The following is a 16,783-nucleotide window of genomic DNA, read 5'->3' as shown; positions in this document are numbered from 1 at the left end:
TCGTGCTTTTTGGGGTCATAATGCCGCAAGCGTGTGCAGCCAGGCAAGACGGCCTTGCCCGCATGCCCCAAGCATCTCGGCCCCGTTCCCATTGAACGAATCTATGAACAGCCAGGACCGGATTTACAGCTTGCCCCAATTACGGTTCACCCAATGGCTGGTGGACCCGGGCCGCAATGTGCCGCCAGACATCCGCGTGGCGCTGGTACGTGGCCTGTTCGGTTCATTGCCGATTTTCTTTGGCGGCATCATCAATACCCTGCTGGTCGCGGCGTTGATTACCGCCCGCCGACCCGAATTGCCGTTCCTGCTGTGGCTCGGCCTGGAAACGCTGGTGTGCGCGTCACGCATCGTTGTGCTGGTGTCCGCCCGTCGCCTGGCCTTGGCGGGCAGGCCCACGCCAACGGACCTGTATGTGATGCTGGCGCTGTGCTGGGCTGGCAGCGTGGGTTACGGCACGTTCATCAGCCTGATCAGCGGCGACTGGATCGCAGCGACCCTGGCCTGCCTGTCGGCCGCCTCCATGGTGGGCGGGATTTGTGTGCGCAACTTCGGCGCCCCCCGGCTCTCGGCAGCCATGGTGGCGCTCAGCGTCGGCCCCTGCGCCCTGGGCGCCTTGTTTACACAAGAGCCCATTTTCTGGCTGGTCCTGGTGCAGGTGCCGCTCTACATGACATCGATGTCGATGGCGTCGTACCGCCTCAATGGCATGCTGGTGTCGACCATGCTGGCGGAACGCGAAAACGAACGCCAGGCGCGGCAGGACTCGCTGACGGGCCTGTTGAATCGGTATGGCCTATTGCGTGCGCTGGACCAGGCCGTGGAGCGCGCCAGGCGGGGAACGGCTGAATTCGCCGTGCTGTACCTGGACCTGGACGGTTTCAAGGCGGTCAATGATACCTATGGGCACGGCACCGGCGACATGCTGTTGAAGCAAGTGTCAGAGCGGCTGCAAGCCCTGCAACCGCCCGACGCCCAGGCCGGCCGGATCGGCGGCGACGAATTCGTGTTGCTGATGCATCTGGACCCCACCGAAGACATCCAGCGGTTTTCGGACCGGATCATCGACAGCGTCCGGCAGCCCTATGATTTGCAGCAGGGCATGCCGGTGTTCATCGGCGGCAGCATCGGCATTGCCTTGATACCGCGCCATGGCGCGGACACCGCCGCCGTGCTGCATGCGGCCGACCGGGCGCTGTACCTGGCCAAGTCGGCCGGCAAGAGCCGGGCCGCGATGGCGCAGTTGTAAGACCGCGCCCGGCGGCAGGCCTTGGCCCGGCCACATGGCCGTCACGACGCGACGGCGGCCGCAATTCGGAAGGGAAACGCCTTGGCGCCGCGCGCCTTGTCGGTTTCCCGGTGGGCGCTGATCGCCCAGGCCGGACCGGCCGACACGGCGAATTGGCGCATGGCGCCGGCGGAAAACCCACATTGCAGGGTCGTGGCTTGACGCCTTGCAAGCTCCAGTCCGACAGCGTGTGGGGTCGTGGAAATACGATCCGATTGCAGCATGGCAGCCCCCTGGCTAACGCGCTTCGAAGCGAAGCGCCGTGGAAACCAATCTACCTCAGCGGATCGGGCTTGCGCGTGAAATGATGCGTAAAGTAATGCAAAGAGTCGGTAATAAGCCGGTCATGCCCCAGCTCGGTGCAGCCCAGGTCGGCCACCCTGCCCGGCGGCGCGTGAGCCCGCGGGATCAGGCAGGTGCGCCGGGCTCGTCATGAGCGGCGTGCCCGGTGGTTTCCCGGTCGGGCTGGTCATTCCTGCCGTCGGCCGGCCCCGTCATGTTGCCGTACAGCAGCGAGCGGCCGGCGAACAGGCCGCCAGCGACCTCGAGTTCGAACCGTTCGGTGTCCCGCCGCCGCACGTCGGCCACCACGTCGGCAGCCTCGTCCGCCGGCACGCCGATCACGCGCAGGGCAGCCTCGCCGAACGCCAGCGCCGATTCCAGGGTTTCGCGAACCTGGTAATCGACCCCTTCCCTGGCCAGGGCCAGCGAGTGGATCCGGTCGTAGGCGCGCACCACCAACTGCACCAAGGGGAATTCGGCCTTGATCAGCTTGACCATGTGGTTGACCGACTGCGGGTTGTCGATACAGATCAGGATAGCCTTGGCGTTTTCGGCACCCGCCGTGCGCAGCATGTCGATGCGGGTACCGTCCCCGTAATACACCTTGACGCCCCACTTGGCGGCGGCGCGAATGGCGTCGGTGTCGGTATCCAGGATCGATACCTTCATGCCGCGCGCCAGCATGGCCTGGGTGACGATCTGGCCGAAACGGCCGAAGCCGACGATGAGTGCGCAGCCGTCCAGGTCCTGGGCCACGTCGACGCCTTCCATCGAAGGTGCCGGCTTGGGCAGCAGCCAACGCAAGGCCAGCACGCACAGCGGCGTGAGGGCCATGGAAATGATGACGACGGCGATCAGCACCGCCGCCAGGTGGGCATCGAAGATGCCGGCGGCCGCGGCGGCGCCGTACAGCACGAAGGCGAATTCGCCGCCCTGCGCCAGCAGGGCGGCACGGGTCATGGCTTCGGCATGGCTGGCGCGCAGCAGCCGGGCCACCAGATACACGCCCAGCGATTTGACCAGCATGAACACCACGACCGCGGCCAGGATCAACTGCCATTCCCGGGCCACCGCGGACAAGTCCAGCGACATGCCGACACCCAGGAAGAACAGGCCCAAGAGGATGCCGCGGAAGGGTTCGACGTCGGCTTCCAGCTGATGGCGGAAGGTGGATTCGGACAGCAGCACGCCGGCCAGGAAGGCGCCCATGGCCATGGACAGGCCGCCCAGTTCCATGACCAGTGCCGCCCCCAGCACCACCAGCAAGGCGGCGGCGGTCATGACCTCGCGGGCTTGCGCGGCGGCCAGCAGTCGGAACAAGGGGTTGAGCAGCCAGCGCCCCGCGGCCAGCAAGGCCAGGATGCAGCCGACGGCAATGGCCGATTGCAGCCAGGGATCGCCGTGTTCGCCATCGCCTGACGGCGCCAGCAAGGCCACCAACGCCAGCAGCGGCACGATGGCCAAGTCTTCGAGCAGCAGGATGGAGACGATGCGCTGGCCCTGGGCGCTGGCGGTTTCATCGCGCTCGGCCAGGATCTGCATGACGATGGCGGTGGATGACAGCACGAAGCCCATCGCCGCCATGAAGGCCGCGGCGCCCGACAGGCCGGCGGCCAGGCCGACCAGGGTCAGCAGCGCGCCGCAGGCCAGCACCTGGGCCACACCCAGCCCGAAGATCTCGCCCCGCAGCTTCCATAGCCGCGACGGCTGCATTTCCAGGCCGATGATGAAGAGAAACATCACGACGCCCAGCTCGGCGACGTGCAGGATGGACTTGGGGTCGGAGAACCAGCCGATGCCGAAGGGCCCGATCACCAGGCCGGCGGCGAGATAGCCCAGGACGGACCCCAGGCCCAGGCGCTTGAACAAGGGCACGGCCACCACCGCCGCCCCCAGCAAGACCACGACATTGACGAGCTGGTTGCCATCGGCGGGCACGGACATGGGCGGCTCCAGGGTGGCGCGGCGCCGGGGCGCCGCGCGCGGCGGGGGTCAGTCTTCGCGGAACTGCATCTTGTAGAGCGACGCGTACAGGCCGTTGGCGGCCAGCAGCTGGGCGTGGGGGCCCTGCTCGACGATCTTGCCGGCATCCAGCACGATGATGCGGTCGGCGTTCTGCACGGTGGACAGGCGGTGCGCGATGACCAGCGTGGTGCGGCCCTTCATCAGGCGTTCGAGCGAGGCCTGGACCTGGCGCTCGGATTCGTTGTCGAGCGCCGAGGTGGCTTCGTCGAGAATCAGGATGGGTGCGTTCTTGATGAGGGCGCGGGCAATCGCCAGGCGCTGGCGCTGGCCGCCGGACAGACGGGCCGCGTTTTCGCCCACGGGGGTATTGATACCCTGCGGCAGGCCTTCGACGAAGTCCAGCAGGTTGGCGGCGGCGAGCGCATCGCGTACCTGCTGCTCGCTGGCCTGGCCCAGGGCGCCATAGCCCACGTTGGCGGCGATGCTGTCATCGAACAGCACGACGTCCTGGCTGACCAGCGACAGGTGCGAACGCAGGCTGCGCAGCTTCAGGTCGTTGATGGGCACGTCGTCCACGAAGATGGCGCCGCTGTCGGCCAGCACGAAGCGCGGCAGCATGTTGACCAGCGTGGTCTTGCCGCTGCCGGAGCGGCCCACCAGGGCCACGGTCTGGCCGGGTTCGACCACGAAGGACACGTCGTTGACGGTATCGCGGTCGGCGTCGGAGAAACGGTGCGTGACGTTGCGGAATTCGACCTTGCCGCGCACGGGTTCGGGCAGTTCGCGGGTGCCGTCGTCGCCTTCGGGGACCTGGTCGATCAGGGTGAAGACGCTTTCGGCGGACACCAGCATTTTCTGCATGCGGGCGGCCAGGTTGGTCAGGCGCTTGATGGGATCGAAGATCTGGGCCAGCGCGGCCATGAAGGACGCAAAGCTGCCCACCGTGAGTGCGCCGCTGTTGGCCTGGCTGAGCGCCACGGCGATGACGGCGCCCACCGAGATCGAGATGCAGACCTGGGTCAGGGGCGTCAGGGCCGCGTCGGCGGTGGCGGTGCGCATGGCGTAGCGGCGCAGGCGCGTGCTGACGAAATCGAAGCGGCCGCGTTCGACTTCATAGCCGTCGAACAGCTTGATGACGCGCTGGCCGTCGATGCCTTCGCTGACCACGCGGGTCAGCTCGGCGTTCATGTTGACGGTTTCGCGGTTGATGCGGCGCAGGCGCTTGATGAAGACCCGGGCGATCAGTACCGAGACCGGCAGCATGATCAGGATGATCAGGGTCAGGACCCAGGACATGTACAGCAGCACGCAGATCAGCGCGATGACGACGAGGGTTTCGCGCACCAGCACGGTGATGACGTCGGTGGCGTAGCCGGTGACGTTGCCCGCGTCGATGGTGAAGCGGTTGAGCAGGCGACCGGTGTCGCCACGCTTGAAATCGGCGTCGGGCAGACCCAGGAGGCGATCGAACATGTCGCGCCGCATGCCCAGCAGCACGTTGTTGGCGACCCATGCCAGGAGGTAGTCGCTGAAGAAGTTGCAGACGCCGCGCACGAAGATCAAGCCCACCACCGCCAACGGCAGCGCCCAGACGTAATAGGGTTTGGCGCCCGAGAAGCCCTCGTCGAGCAGGGGCTTCATAATGACGGCCAGCGTGGGCTGCGTGGCGGCGGCGCCGGCCATCAGCAGCGTTGCCAGCACCAGCCCCTTCCAGTAGGAGCCCACCCGGCTGTAGATGCGGCTCCAGAGTTCGGCTTTGACGGGCTGGGAGCCCGCGGGCGCGTTGCGTGCGGCAGAATTCAAGGAATCACTCGCTTTAATACAATTGTGCCCGGGATTGTACCGGCTACGCGCTGCAGCGCGGCGCCCGCCCCCGTCCTTCAGCCCTAATTGCGCGTCGCGCCCGTCCATGTCCGAAATCAGTTGCCTTTACGTCCGCCTGCCCAATTGGGTGGGTGATGTCTGCATGAGCCTGCCCAGCCTGCGCATCCTTCAGGCCACCGGCGTGCCCCTGGTGATCTGCGCCCGCCCCTGGGCCCGCGACCTGCTGGACGGCGTGGCGAAACGGGATTTCATCCCCATGCTGGGAAAAGTGGGGCCGGATAGAGCCCAGGTCAATGCACACCGTCGCAGCCTGGGCGCCGAAGGGCGCCGCGCGCGAGGCCTGCTGCTGCCGGATTCACTGTCCAGCGCGCTGGTGTTCCGCCTGGCGGGCCTGCCGTCGGCCGGCTACCGGGACGACGGCCGCAGCTTCCTGTTGCGGTGGCCGGTGGCCAAGCCCGAAGCCGCGCTGCACGCGGTCCAGTCCTGGTACCACCTGACGCGCGAGGCCTTGACCCGCTGGGGCCTGCCCCCCGGCCCTGCCGAGCCGGGCCCGACGCTGGACCTGCCCCTGACGCCCGCCCATGAAAGCGCTGCAGCGCTGGCGCTGGAAGCGGCCGGGTTGGCAGGCCAGCGCTTCGTGCTGATCGCCCCCACGGCCACCGGGCTGCACAAGGGCAAGGTCAAGGTGTGGCCGGGATTCGATACACTTACGCGCGCGCTGCAGGCACGGGGGCATACCGTGGTAATGTGCCCCCCTCCGGCGGAAACCGACGAAGCCCGGCGCAATGCGCCGACGGCGCAGTTGCTGCCTCCCCTGTCCTTGGGCGCGTTCGCTGCCCTCACGGCCAGGGCGGCGCTGGTGATATGTAACGATTCCGGCGTGTCGCACGTCGCCGCGGCCGCTGCCGCCCGGGAACTGACGCTGTTTGGCGTCACCCGCCCGGGTCGCACCGGCCCCTGGTCGCCCAGGGCGGTGTGCGTCGGAGAGGAATCGGCATGGCCGTCCATGGAACAGGTGGAACAGCAAGCGAACCTGCTGCTGGACGGCGCGCAGTAAACGGATTGTTTTGACATGACCCTTTCCAGCTATCTCGCGAACCTGATCATTCCCTACAATTTGTGCGTGACCCTGGTCGTTGTCGGCCTGGTCCTTGGCCTGTTCCGCCTGCGCAAGACGGGCGGCGCCATCATCCTGGCCGGCCTGCTATGGGCGCTGGCCTGGTCGCTGCCGGCCACGTCGCTGTGGCTGGGCGGGGCGCTGGAAAGCCGCTATCCGCATTTGCCCCCCGCCGAATCGCCCACCGCGGACGCCATCGTGGTGCTGGGCGGCAACACCGCCAACGGCCGCGCCAACTGGTTCCTGCCCTATGACAAGGACACGGCGGTCGTGCGCATTGATACCGCGGCGCAGTTGTACCTGGCCGGCCGCGCGCCCAAGGTCGTGCTGTCCGGCGGCGCCCTGGAAGGCGACGTCAGCGAGGCCCGCGGCATGGCCCACGCCATCCGCCAGCAAGGCGTGCCGGAATCGGCCCTGATCCTGGAGAACGCCAGCCGCACGACGTACGAAAACGCGGCCCTGACCGAAGACCAGTTGAAGACCCGCGGCATCGGCAAGGTGCTGCTGGTGACGTCGGCCCTGCACATGCCGCGCGCCATGGCGGCCTTCTCCAAGCAGGGCGTCACCGCCATCGCCGCGCCCGCCCCGCCCCAGATCGTGCGACCCGCCGACGGTTCGCTGAACCCCTGGCTGCCCGACCAGCGCACCTTCGACGCCAGCCGTTCCATCATCAAGGAATACGCCGGGCTGTTCGTATATTGGCTGCGCGGGTGGGTCTGAACATGAGCACGGCGCTGGCCTGCCGACCGGGCTGCGGGGCCTGTTGCATCGCGCCGTCGATCACGAGCGCGATTCCGGGGATGCCGGATGGCAAGCCCGCCGGGGTGCCCTGTATCCAGCTGCTGCCCGACATGCGCTGCGCGATCTTCGGCCAGCCTTCGCGTCCGGACTTCTGCGGCGGGCTGCAGGCCCAGCACGACATGTGCGGACCAGACCGGGAATACGCGATCCGCTGGCTGGGTGAATTGGAACAGGCCACGGCGCCGCACCATTGAAAAACGGGACCTTTCGGGTCCCGTTTTCATTTGGCGGAGCGGGACGGGTCAGCGGCGCTCGTCCAGCACCGCCTGATACAGCGCTTCGTAGCGCGCCGCCACGGTTTCCCAGCTTTGGTCGCGGGCGATGGCCAGGCCGCGTTCGGACAGGGCCGCGCGCAGGTCGGGCTCGTCGCCCAGGCGCTGCAAGGCCTGGGCCAGCTGGGCACCGTCGCGCGGGTCTTGCAGGATGAGCGCGTCCTTGCCCGCCGACAGGTATTGGGCAAAACCACAGTAGGCGGGCGAGCTGACCACGACGGGCAAGCCGTGGGACATGGCTTCCAGGGGGGCCATGGCGTAGCTGTCGTTCAGGGTCGGGTGAGCATAGATGTCGGCCGCGGCGAAATACTGGGCGACATCGGGCGTGGGGTCGACCAGCGTGACGCGCTGGGCGACTGCGCCGGCCGCCCGCACGCGTTCGCGGGTAGCGTCGTCGGCGCCCACGACCAGCAGGCGGTACGGCGCAGGCAGGAGCGCCAGGGCGTCAAGCAGCGCGGGCAGGCCCTTGCGCAGCGGATTGCGGGCAACCAGCAGGCATCCGATGGTGTCGGCGTCCCAGCCAAGCCGGGCCCGGGTCGCGCCGCGCCCGGCGGCGGCTTCGGGCGAAGGCAGCTTCACGCCCGGCGCAATGATGTCGACCGGCAGTTCCGGGCCGTAGCTGCGGTGCAACTGGTCCATGATCAGCCCGGACACCGCCACCACGCGGCGTGCCGGCGCCTGGCGCACGCGGAATTTCTCGAGCAGCAGGTAGGTGGCCAGGCGCGGGCTGAGCCAGGCCAGCACGCGTTTGGCCGGCTTGGCACGGGTCAGCCGGTTGTAGCGTACGGGGGTGACGTGCATGACCTGGATTTCACCGGCCCAACCGTTCATGTGCGAATGCACGATGTCATAGCGGCCGCGAGTCAGGCGGTCGGCCTTCCAGGCGAAGTACAGCACCCGCATCCAGCTGGGCAGCCAGCCGGGAAAGCGCACGGGCAGGAAAGGGAAAGGCAGGTCGCTGTCGAAGTCGCGGGCGACGATGGAAACGTCGTGACGCTGGCCGAGCACGCGCATGAGTTCGACGCCGTAGGCCTCGGCGCCGCCGAAGCGGTTGCCGAAGCGGTCGACCAGCAATGCGATGCGCAGCCGCCGCTCAGCCGCGACCGCGCTTGTCTTCATAGCCGGTCAGGCATTTCTGCAGGAAACGGAAGATGCCGGTCGAGCGCGACACCGTTACCCGCGGCAGGCCGAAGGGATCGTCGCTGGCGTTGGCCAGGCCGCGCTTGGTGAGCGTGGCGTTGTCGTAGCCGGCTTCGCGCGCCATGACCAGGTGTTCGGGGCCGTGGTCGCCGTAGGGATAGCAGAAGGCCGTGACCGGGGCGCCCAGCGCCTGTTCCAGCACGTCTTTGGACTCGACCATCTGGCGGCGGGCCTCGTCGGGTGTCATTTCGGGCAGGTGGACGTGGTCCAGCGTGTGCGAGCCGACTTCGTGGCCGGACGCGGCCCATTGGCGCATTTCTTCGATCGTCATGAGCGGCGAGTGCGGAATGCCGATCTTGGCATCCCAGACGTTGCCGCCGTCGAACTGATTGGCCACCAGGTAGTTGGTGGCGGTGAATCCCAGTTTGTCCAGCACCGGCATGGCGTTCTGGACGACGTTGCGATAGCCGTCGTCGAACGTGATGCCGAACACCTTGCCGCGGCGCTCGCCCCGCACGTAGGGCATGACGTCGCGCATCGACAGACCGCGGTAACCGAGGAAACGCATCCAGCGCATCTGCCGGGCGAAGTCGTCGGGGTGCACCGTCAGGCCGCGAAACGGCGTGCCCTTGGGGTTGGGCTCGCCGATCTGGTGGTACATGAGAATGGGGATAGACATGGGGCGAATTATAAAGGCTCAGTGTCCGGCCAATGTACGCTGGTAGACGTCGACGGTGGCTTGGGCGAAACGCGCCAGGTTGAAGTCGCGCAGGCTGGTTTCGCGGGCATTGGCGCCCATGGCCCGGACTGTCTCGGGATGGGCCAGCATGTCCTGCAGGCGCGCGGTCATGGCGGCCACGTCGCGCACCGGCACGATCCAGCCGTCGACCCCGTCTGTGACGTTTTCAGGCAGGCCGCCGGCATTGGTGACCAGGGCGGGCAGGCCCAGGCCCATGATTTCGCGGCAGGCGAACGACAGCGCTTCGCGGTAAGACAGCACAAAGCCGGCGTGGCACGACGCCAGCGCGGCGCGTACGTCGTCGAGCAGGCCGGGAAAGCGCACCTGGTCGATCATGCCCAGCTCGCGCACGCGGGCCAACTTGGCCTCGTTGGGCGGATCGCCCGCCACCAGCAGCAGTACCCGTTCCTTGTCGCCCGGCGGCAGGGCCGCGACGGCGGCGACCAGATCAAGCCAGCCCTTGTCGTAGTCGGTGCCGCCCGCGCTGCCCAGGAGCAGCTTGCCGCGCCAATCGGGGCCGAAGAAGATGTCGCGCAGCTTGTCCAGGCTGTCGGCCGGCGGCGGCGCGAAGAACTGGGTGTCGATGCCGTGGCGGATGGTGGTGATGGGCCGCCGCTGGTAGGGCGAATCGGCCAGCAGGCGATGGATGTAGTCGCTGACCGCGATGCTGTGATCGGTGGCCAGGGCCACCCGCAGCTTGTGGCCGAAACTGGCCACGGGGTGGTCGTTGTGCTTGGTGAAGACGATGCGCGGACGGCGCGCCATGGCCAGCGTGGCCAGCATGACCTGCTTGTGGTCAGCCGAGCCGTTGGCATGGATGATGTCGAAGCGGCCGTCCTTGATCAGGCGACGCAGGCGGGCGCGGTCGCCGAACCAGGACGAGGGTCGCGTGGTGTAGCGCATGTCCACGACCGTCACGCCGGGAATGGCCTTGGCGTAGCGGTACAGGCGGCTGCTGGCGGGCGCGGCGACGGTGATCTGGTGATCCGCCACCAGGGCGCGCGCCAGGTTGATGATGTAGGTGACGTGGCCGCCGCCGTTGTTGGCGTGGAAGTTGGTGTAGAGAATCCTCACTTCTTCTTCTCGGCCAGGAACATCAGCTTCGAATAGCGGAAGAAGCTGCCCGCGGCCGCAGTGACGGCCAGCACCAGGCCGTGGCGCCCATCCAGGAAGCCGCGCCGGATCAGGTAGATGCGGACAAAGGTCCAGAAGCTGTGGCCCAGCGCGCCGAAGACGGACGTGCGCCGGCCCTTGGCGTACATCATGGCGGCGGCATCGGACGAATAGCGGTTGACCTTGGTGATCAGCGCGTCCAGGTTGTCGTAGGGATAGTGGTTGAAGTAGCCCTTCAGTTGCAACGGCTGGCCGTTGACCGGCACCACCCGCTCGTGCACCGCGGCGTCGTTGAAGCGTGCGGTGCCGCGCTTGAACAGGCGCAGCACGTAGTCGGGCCACCAGCCGCTGTGGCGAATGTCGCGACCGCAGAAGTTCGACAGGCGCGCGATCTCGTAGGTATCGGCGCGCGGGGCGCTGATCGTTTCCTGGATTTCGCGGGCCAGTTCGGGGGTGACGCGCTCGTCGGCGTCGATGGACAGCACCCAGTCGCCGGTGGCCAGGTCCAGTGCGCGGTTTTTCTGCGGGCCGAAACCGGGCCAGTCGGGGGTGACTTCAACGCGCGCGCCCAGCGCCCGCGCCAATTCGACCGTGCCGTCGGTACTGCCGGAGTCCACCACGATGAATTCGTCGGCAAAGGCCACGGACTTCAGGCAATCGGCAATGTTGGCCGCTTCGTTCTTGGTGATGACTATGACTGATAACTTCATCCGCGATTCCTAAGACGCTTTTTCCAGGCTTTCCAGGCGTGATAGCGCGGCCCCCAGAAGGGATCGCGCGACAGCCAGATGCGCCGGTTCAGCCAGGTGCCGCCCTGGTTGCGCACCGCGAAGCGGTAGATGTGTTCGGGGTCGGCGGCGGGCGTGTTCTGGCCGAAAGGGTCGGTAGTGTACAAGTGGCGAAAGCCCGCCTGCCGGGCGGCCGCGACGTAGTCGGCGTCGAAATAGCCCTGCGGCCAGCAGAGGTGGTCGCTGGCCTGGCCCAGGCGGCGCGTCAGCGTTTCACGCGAGTCGGCCAATTCCTGGGCGATGTGGGCCCGCTTGGCGTCGACATCGGCGCCGCAGACCTTGTCCCAGCGCGTGTGGGTATGGGTGTGCGAATGGAATTCGAAGGTGCCGGCGGCCCGCATGGCTTCGATTTCGCTCCAGCGCAGCATGGCATCGTCGCTGCGGCCCGCGGCCACCAGTTGTTTGCAGGCGTCGTGGTCGGGCGTGGCCGGCAGCGGCAGGCCCTGCCCTGCGTGTGGCCGCAGCGGGCCATCGCCGATCCAGCCGGTGATGGTGAACAGCACGGCGCGCATGCCGTAACGCGCCAGGATGGGGTGTGCATGGACCCAGTTGTTCAGGTAGCCGTCGTCGAAGGTGATCAGCACCGAGCGCTCCGGCACCGAGGCGCCGGCCAGGTAGGCTGCGAACTGGTCGGTGGACAGGGACTGGTAGCCCGCCCGCGCCAGGCGCGAGATCTGGGCCTCGAACACGTCGGGCACGGCGTTGATCATGCCACCGGCCGGCGTGACGTGGTGGTACATCAGCACCGGGACGTTGGGCGCATTCATCCGCGGCGCTCCGCCAGCCACTTGGTATAGACGGCCTCGGTGGTTTCAGCCAGCCGGGCGGGCGAGAAGACGCCTTCGTCCCAGACCATCTTGCGGCCGGCCTCGCCCATGCGGCGGCGCAGGTCCGCGTCGTCGATCAGCTTTTCCAGCGCGGCCGTCAGCGCAGCCGGATCCTTGGGCGGCACCAGGATGCCGGTTTCGCCGTTGCGGAACATCTCGGATACGCCGCCCACGTCGGTGCCGATGACCGGCAGGCCGCTGGCCTGGGCTTCGACGTAGACGGTGCCGGACGCTTCCTGCTGCGTGGCCAGCGCGAACAGGTCGCAACCCGCCAAGAGGTTCGGCACGTCGCGACGCGTACCCATCAGGTGGATGCGATCTTGCAGGCCGCGCTCGGCCACGTAGGCCTGGGTCTGCTCGAACACGGGCGAGCCGCCCCCCACGAACACCAGGTGCAACTTGGGCCGGCTGGCCATCAGCGGCGCAATGGCGTCGATCAGGTCTTTGTGGCCCTTGGTGGCGCGCATGACGGCGACGCAACCCACCACCAGGTCGTCCGGCGCCAGCCCGAGTTCTTCGCGCAGGGTGGAATGCTCGACCGGCGGCGGCAGCACGATGGGCGAATACACGGTGGCGACCCGTTCGGGGGGCACGCCGCGTTCGATCAGGTGTTCGCGCACGTGGTCGCTGACCGTGGTGACGCGGTGCGGCAGCCGGGTGTAGGACCAGAGCGAGCCGACCTTGTTGGACAGGTGACGGGTGCGCACGATGAGCGGCGTGCCCGCCAGCCGGCCGGCGGCGGCGGCAATGACGGTATCGCGGCGGCTGTGCGTGTTGAGCACGTCGAAACGGCCCTCGCGCAGGATGCGGCGGATGGTGGCCACGCCCTTCAGGTAGTTGAGCGGGCCGTCCATGTCCAGCGTATGCACGGTGAAGCCGGCTTCGGACAGGCGCTGGGCCAGCAGCGCATGCGGCTGGCAGATGGCTTCAAGGTGGTGCCCGCGCGCGCGCATGGCGTTCATTTCCTTGAAGATACGCCCTTCCTGGCCGCCGAAACTGGTGGCGGCTTCAGAGTGAACGATACGCATCAGTACGTGACCTCCACGCCGTTCGGCTTGGTCCAGGCGCTCAGGTTGGCGAGCAGCGTGTCGGCCATGCGGACCCGCCATTCTTCGCCCAGCCGCACCGTGCACAGGAAGTTGTTCTTGGTATAGACGATATCGACCGGCACGCCGGGGATGCCGTTTTCGGGCTCGGCGCGGAACGGGTTCAGCATCTGGCGCAGGCGCGCGGCATCGGCCGCGCCGTTGAGCTTGACGCGCAGCGACTTGGCGCGCGCCTCGCGGGCCAGCTGCAGGTCGTAGAGCTGGTCGGCCACGATGCGCATGCCGCCGGAATAGTCGTCGTTGCTGACCTTGCCCTGCACGATGACCAGCTGGTCTTCGCGCAGCCGGTTGCGGTGCTTTTCGTACAGCTCGTTGAAGACCGAGATTTCGACCTGGGCGGTGCCATCGTCGAGCACGGCGAAGACCATCTTGCCGCGGCGGGTCATCATGACGCGCACGCTGGCCAGCACCCCGCACATCCATTGCAGGTCGCGCTGCGGTTCGACCCGCGCCAGCTGCATCGGCACGATCTGGCGCACTTCGTCGCGCCAGGCATCGAACAGGTGGCCGCTGTAGTAGTAACCCAGCGCGGACTTTTCTTCGGTGAGCTTCTTGTGCAGGTCCCAGGGCGCGACCTTGGCCAGTTCGCCGGCCACCACGTCGCTGCTGTCGTCGCCGAACAGGGACGACTGGTTGGCGCTGCGCGCGGCCTGCTCGGCCGCTTCCATGGCGGTAGGCACCGACGCCAGCATGGCGGCGCGGTTGGGTTCGATGGTGTCGAACGCGCCCGCCTTGATCAGGGCTTCGATGGTGCGGCGGTTGACGGCGTGCTTGCTGACGCGGCGGCAGAAGTCGAACAGGTTCAGGAACGGGCCGCCTTCCTTGCGCGCGCGCAGGATGTCTTCGACCGCGCCCTGCCCCGTGCCCTTCACGGCGCCCAGGCCGTAACGCATGGTACGCGGGGGCTTGCCCTTTTCGGTGTACTTGTCGGCCACCGGCTCGAAGCGATACCCCGAGAAGTTGACGTCGGGCGGCAGCACTTCGACGCCGTTGTCCTGCGCGTCGCGGCAGAAGATCTGGACCTTGTCGGTGTCGTCCATATCGGACGACATGGTGGCGGCCAGGAATTCGGTGGGGTGATAGGCCTTGAGCCAGGCGGTCTGGTACGAGATGAGCGCGTAGGCGGCCGAGTGCGACTTGTTGAAGCCGTAGCCCGCGAACTTTTCCATCAGGTCGAACAGCTTGACCGCCAGGTCGGGATCGTGGCCCTTTTCCTTGGCGCCCTGCTCGAACAGCTCGCGGTGCTTGGCCATTTCCTCGGGCTTTTTCTTGCCCATGGCGCGGCGCAGCAGGTCGGCGCCGCCCAGCGAGTAGCCGCCGATGATCTGCGAGATCAGCATCACCTGTTCCTGGTAGACGATGACCCCGTAGGTGCTCTTGAGGGTCGCTTCCAGGTCGGCATGGAAGTAGTCCACCGCGGCACGGCCGTGCTTGCGGTTGACGAAGTCGTCCACCATGCCCGATTCCAGCGGCCCCGGTCGGTACAGGGCCAGCATGGCGATGATGTCTTCGAAGGTGTTGGGGCGCAGCTTCTTGAGCAGTTCCTTCATGCCGCGCGATTCCAGCTGGAACACCGCGGTGGTGTTCGCGTCGCACAGAATCTTGTAGGCAGCCGGGTCGTCCAGGCTGAGCGCCATGACGTCGAAGTCGCGCTTGTCTTCGTTGAACTGGCGCACGTAGCGCACGGCCCAGTCCAGGATGGTCAGGTTGCGCAGGCCCAGGAAGTCGAACTTGACCAGGCCGGCCGCTTCGACGTCGTCTTTGTCGAACTGCGAGACCGCACTGTTTTCCTGGCCGGGCTGGCAATACAGCGGGCAGAAGTCGGTGAGCTTGCCGGGCGCGATGAGCACGCCGCCGGCATGCATGCCGATGTTGCGGGTCAGGCCTTCGAGCGGCTTGGCCAGGTCGACCAGGGCGCGCACTTCTTCTTCCTGTTCGTAGCGGTCCTTGAAGGCGGGTTCGTCCTTCAGGGTGCGCTCGAGCGACCAGGGGTCCATCGGGTTGAACGGGATCAGCTTGGACAGGCCATCGCAGAACATGTAGGGCATGTCCAGCACGCGGCCGGCGTCGCGCACCACGGCCTTGGCGCCCAGCGTACCGAAGGTGGCGATCTGGCTGACGGCGGCGCGGCCGTATTTTTCCTTGACGTAGTCGATGACCCGTTCGCGGTTGTCCTGGCAGAAGTCGATATCGAAGTCGGGCATGGAGACCCGCTCGGGATTCAGGAAGCGCTCGAACAGCAAGTCGTAGCGGATCGGGTCCAGGTCGGTAATGCCCAGCGCGTACGCCACCAGCGAACCGGCGCCGGAACCCCGGCCGGGACCCACCGGCACGCCGTTGTTCTTGCCCCAGTTGATGAAGTCCTGCACGATCAGGAAGTAGCCCGGAAAGCCCATCTGGATGATGGTCTTGCATTCCCAGCGCAGGCGTTCGTAGTACTGCTCGCGCCTGGACTCGCGCTCAGCGACGTCCGGGAACAGGAACTCCATGCGCTTTTCCAGGCCTTCCTCGGACAGCTGGACCAGGTAGTCGTCCAGCGTCACGCCGTCGGGCGTGGGGAAGTCGGGCAGGCGCGGCTTGCCCAGCACCAGGCTCAAATTGCAGCGCTTGGCGATTTCGACCGTGTTGGCCAGCGCCGAGGGCACGTCGGCGAAGCGGCGGGCCATTTCCTCGGAACTGAGCAGGTACTGCTCTTTGGTGAAGCGGCGCACGCGGCGCGGGTTGGCCAGGATTTCGCCTTCGGCGATGCAGACCCGGGCCTCGTGCGCCTGGAACTCGTATTCGTCCAGGAACTGCACCGGGTGCGTGGCCACCACCGGCAGGCCGGCTTCGGCGGCCAGGCGCATGGCGGCCTGGGTGTAGGCTTCGTCGCCGTCCATGCCGACGCGTTGCAGTTCGATGTAGTAGCAGCCCGGGAACATCAGCGCCCATTGGCGCGCCAACGCCAGCGCCGACACGGCGTTGCCCGCGTCCAGCGCCTGGCCGACGTCACCGCCGCGGCCGCCCGACAGCACGATCAGGCCGTCCTGCCCTTGCAGCCATTCGCGGCGGATTTCGGCGCGGCCCTTGCCCTGGTTGGTCAGGAATGAGCGCGACAGCAGTTCGCACAGGTTCAGGTAGCCCTGATGGTTGCGCACCAGCAGCAGCACCCGGAAGGGCTTGGTGGGATCTTCGTCGTTGGTCAGCCAGACATCGGCGCCGGCGATGGGCTTGACGCCCGCGCCGCGCGCGCCCTTGTAGAACTTGATCAGGCCGAACAGGTTCGACAGATCGGTCAGGGCCACCGCGGGCTGGCCCAGCTTGGCCACGCGCTTGATGAGGTCGGGGATGCGCACGATGCCGTCCACCACCGAGAACTCGGAATGGACGCGCAGGTGAACAAATGGGGACGGGTTTGTTACGGCTTCGGACATAGCGGAATTGTACCTAGTCGAACGCCCCAAAAACGCGCCAGCGACGATTCGACCGCCGCCTGCCCGGCGCCCCTGTGTAACAATAGACGATTGGACCTGACTCACCCG

14 protein-coding genes are annotated in these 16,783 nt (G+C 67.1%); 4 read left to right on the top strand and 10 right to left on the bottom strand.

Translation table 11 applies throughout. From position 1 onward, the window contains the following. Positions 1-103: 103 nt before the first annotated feature. On the top strand, positions 104-1,249 hold the full coding sequence (locus tag ACUDP5_RS08915) for a diguanylate cyclase domain-containing protein (RefSeq protein ID WP_263915564.1): 1,146 nt from the start codon (positions 104-106) through the stop codon (positions 1,247-1,249). A gap of 41 nt (positions 1,250-1,290) precedes the next feature. Here the strand turns inward: ACUDP5_RS08915 and ACUDP5_RS08910 are convergent, their stop codons facing one another. From ACUDP5_RS08910 to msbA, 3 genes are all read right to left on the bottom strand, one after another. After that, positions 1,291-1,512, bottom strand: a complete 222-nt coding sequence (locus ACUDP5_RS08910) for a hypothetical protein (protein WP_263915563.1) — start codon at positions 1,510-1,512, stop codon at positions 1,291-1,293. A 184-nt stretch (positions 1,513-1,696) separates the two neighbouring features. After that, positions 1,697-3,514, bottom strand: coding sequence for a monovalent cation:proton antiporter-2 (CPA2) family protein (locus ACUDP5_RS08905; protein ID WP_445658581.1), 1,818 nt, complete (start codon positions 3,512-3,514; stop codon positions 1,697-1,699). A gap of 48 nt (positions 3,515-3,562) precedes the next feature. Then, complete coding sequence (gene msbA, locus ACUDP5_RS08900) at positions 3,563-5,338, bottom strand: lipid A export permease/ATP-binding protein MsbA (RefSeq protein WP_263915561.1); 1,776 nt, start codon at positions 5,336-5,338, stop codon at positions 3,563-3,565. A 106-nt stretch (positions 5,339-5,444) separates the two neighbouring features. On the opposite strand from msbA, the gene ACUDP5_RS08895 reads away from it, so the two are divergent. The 3 genes from ACUDP5_RS08895 to ACUDP5_RS08885 are packed head-to-tail and all read left to right on the top strand — an operon-like array spanning position 5,445 to position 7,471. Then, positions 5,445-6,416, top strand: a complete 972-nt coding sequence (locus tag ACUDP5_RS08895; RefSeq protein ID WP_263915560.1) for a glycosyltransferase family 9 protein — start codon at positions 5,445-5,447, stop codon at positions 6,414-6,416. A 15-nt stretch (positions 6,417-6,431) separates the two neighbouring features. After that, on the top strand, positions 6,432-7,196 hold the full coding sequence (locus ACUDP5_RS08890) for a YdcF family protein (protein WP_263915559.1): 765 nt from the start codon (positions 6,432-6,434) through the stop codon (positions 7,194-7,196). A gap of 2 nt (positions 7,197-7,198) precedes the next feature. Next, positions 7,199-7,471, top strand: coding sequence for a YkgJ family cysteine cluster protein (locus ACUDP5_RS08885; RefSeq protein ID WP_445658580.1), 273 nt, complete (start codon positions 7,199-7,201; stop codon positions 7,469-7,471). Positions 7,472-7,519: 48 nt separating this feature from the next. Here ACUDP5_RS08885 and ACUDP5_RS08880 read toward each other — a convergent pair whose 3' ends face one another. Genes ACUDP5_RS08880 through dnaE form a run of 7 tightly spaced genes read right to left on the bottom strand, consistent with a single transcriptional unit; the run spans position 7,520 to position 16,675 of the window. Further along, on the bottom strand, positions 7,520-8,668 hold the full coding sequence (locus tag ACUDP5_RS08880) for a glycosyltransferase family 4 protein (RefSeq protein ID WP_445658579.1): 1,149 nt from the start codon (positions 8,666-8,668) through the stop codon (positions 7,520-7,522). Beyond that, complete coding sequence (locus tag ACUDP5_RS08875; RefSeq protein ID WP_263915554.1) at positions 8,643-9,368, bottom strand: polysaccharide deacetylase family protein; 726 nt, start codon at positions 9,366-9,368, stop codon at positions 8,643-8,645. The genes ACUDP5_RS08880 and ACUDP5_RS08875 overlap by 26 nt, the downstream gene beginning before the upstream one ends. A gap of 18 nt (positions 9,369-9,386) precedes the next feature. After that, a complete protein-coding gene (locus tag ACUDP5_RS08870; RefSeq protein WP_263915553.1) occupies positions 9,387-10,502 on the bottom strand; it encodes a glycosyltransferase family 4 protein in 1,116 nt (371 codons plus the stop codon). After that, the gene (locus ACUDP5_RS08865) at positions 10,499-11,251 is read right to left on the bottom strand and encodes a glycosyltransferase family 2 protein (RefSeq protein WP_175219488.1); all 753 of its coding nucleotides are present in this window, start codon (positions 11,249-11,251) and stop codon (positions 10,499-10,501) included. The genes ACUDP5_RS08870 and ACUDP5_RS08865 overlap by 4 nt, the downstream gene beginning before the upstream one ends. After that, entirely contained in the window at positions 11,248-12,096 is an 849-nt protein-coding gene (locus ACUDP5_RS08860; protein ID WP_445658578.1) for a polysaccharide deacetylase family protein, read from the bottom strand. The genes ACUDP5_RS08865 and ACUDP5_RS08860 overlap by 4 nt, the downstream gene beginning before the upstream one ends. Then, entirely contained in the window at positions 12,093-13,184 is a 1,092-nt protein-coding gene (locus ACUDP5_RS08855) for a glycosyltransferase family 4 protein (RefSeq protein WP_263915551.1), read from the bottom strand. Before ACUDP5_RS08855 ends, ACUDP5_RS08860 begins: the two co-directional genes overlap by 4 nt. Then, a complete protein-coding gene (gene dnaE, locus ACUDP5_RS08850) occupies positions 13,184-16,675 on the bottom strand; it encodes a DNA polymerase III subunit alpha (protein ID WP_445658577.1) in 3,492 nt (1,163 codons plus the stop codon). Before dnaE ends, ACUDP5_RS08855 begins: the two co-directional genes overlap by 1 nt. Between the last annotated feature and the right edge of the window lie 108 nt (positions 16,676-16,783).

The sequence above is a fragment of the Achromobacter sp. NCFB-sbj8-Ac1-l genome (assembly GCF_052695805.1).
The sequence above is the reverse complement of the archived record's forward strand: the minus strand, read 5'-3'. Positions and strand labels throughout refer to the sequence as shown.

Coding starts and splice junctions, on each gene's coding strand:
- ACUDP5_RS08880 (WP_445658579.1), bottom strand. CDS start 8,668: ATGAAGACAAGCGCGGTCGCGGCTGAGCGGCGGCTGCGCATCGCATTG.
- ACUDP5_RS08915 (WP_263915564.1), top strand. CDS start 104: ATGAACAGCCAGGACCGGATTTACAGCTTGCCCCAATTACGGTTCACC.
- ACUDP5_RS08865 (WP_175219488.1), bottom strand. CDS start 11,251: ATGAAGTTATCAGTCATAGTCATCACCAAGAACGAAGCGGCCAACATT.
- ACUDP5_RS08910 (WP_263915563.1), bottom strand. CDS start 1,512: ATGCTGCAATCGGATCGTATTTCCACGACCCCACACGCTGTCGGACTG.
- ACUDP5_RS08895 (WP_263915560.1), top strand. CDS start 5,445: ATGTCCGAAATCAGTTGCCTTTACGTCCGCCTGCCCAATTGGGTGGGT.
- ACUDP5_RS08905 (WP_445658581.1), bottom strand. CDS start 3,514: ATGTCCGTGCCCGCCGATGGCAACCAGCTCGTCAATGTCGTGGTCTTG.
- ACUDP5_RS08885 (WP_445658580.1), top strand. CDS start 7,199: ATGAGCACGGCGCTGGCCTGCCGACCGGGCTGCGGGGCCTGTTGCATC.
- ACUDP5_RS08875 (WP_263915554.1), bottom strand. CDS start 9,368: ATGTCTATCCCCATTCTCATGTACCACCAGATCGGCGAGCCCAACCCC.
- ACUDP5_RS08890 (WP_263915559.1), top strand. CDS start 6,432: ATGACCCTTTCCAGCTATCTCGCGAACCTGATCATTCCCTACAATTTG.
- ACUDP5_RS08855 (WP_263915551.1), bottom strand. CDS start 13,184: ATGCGTATCGTTCACTCTGAAGCCGCCACCAGTTTCGGCGGCCAGGAA.
- dnaE (WP_445658577.1), bottom strand. CDS start 16,675: ATGTCCGAAGCCGTAACAAACCCGTCCCCATTTGTTCACCTGCGCGTC.
- ACUDP5_RS08860 (WP_445658578.1), bottom strand. CDS start 12,096: ATGAATGCGCCCAACGTCCCGGTGCTGATGTACCACCACGTCACGCCG.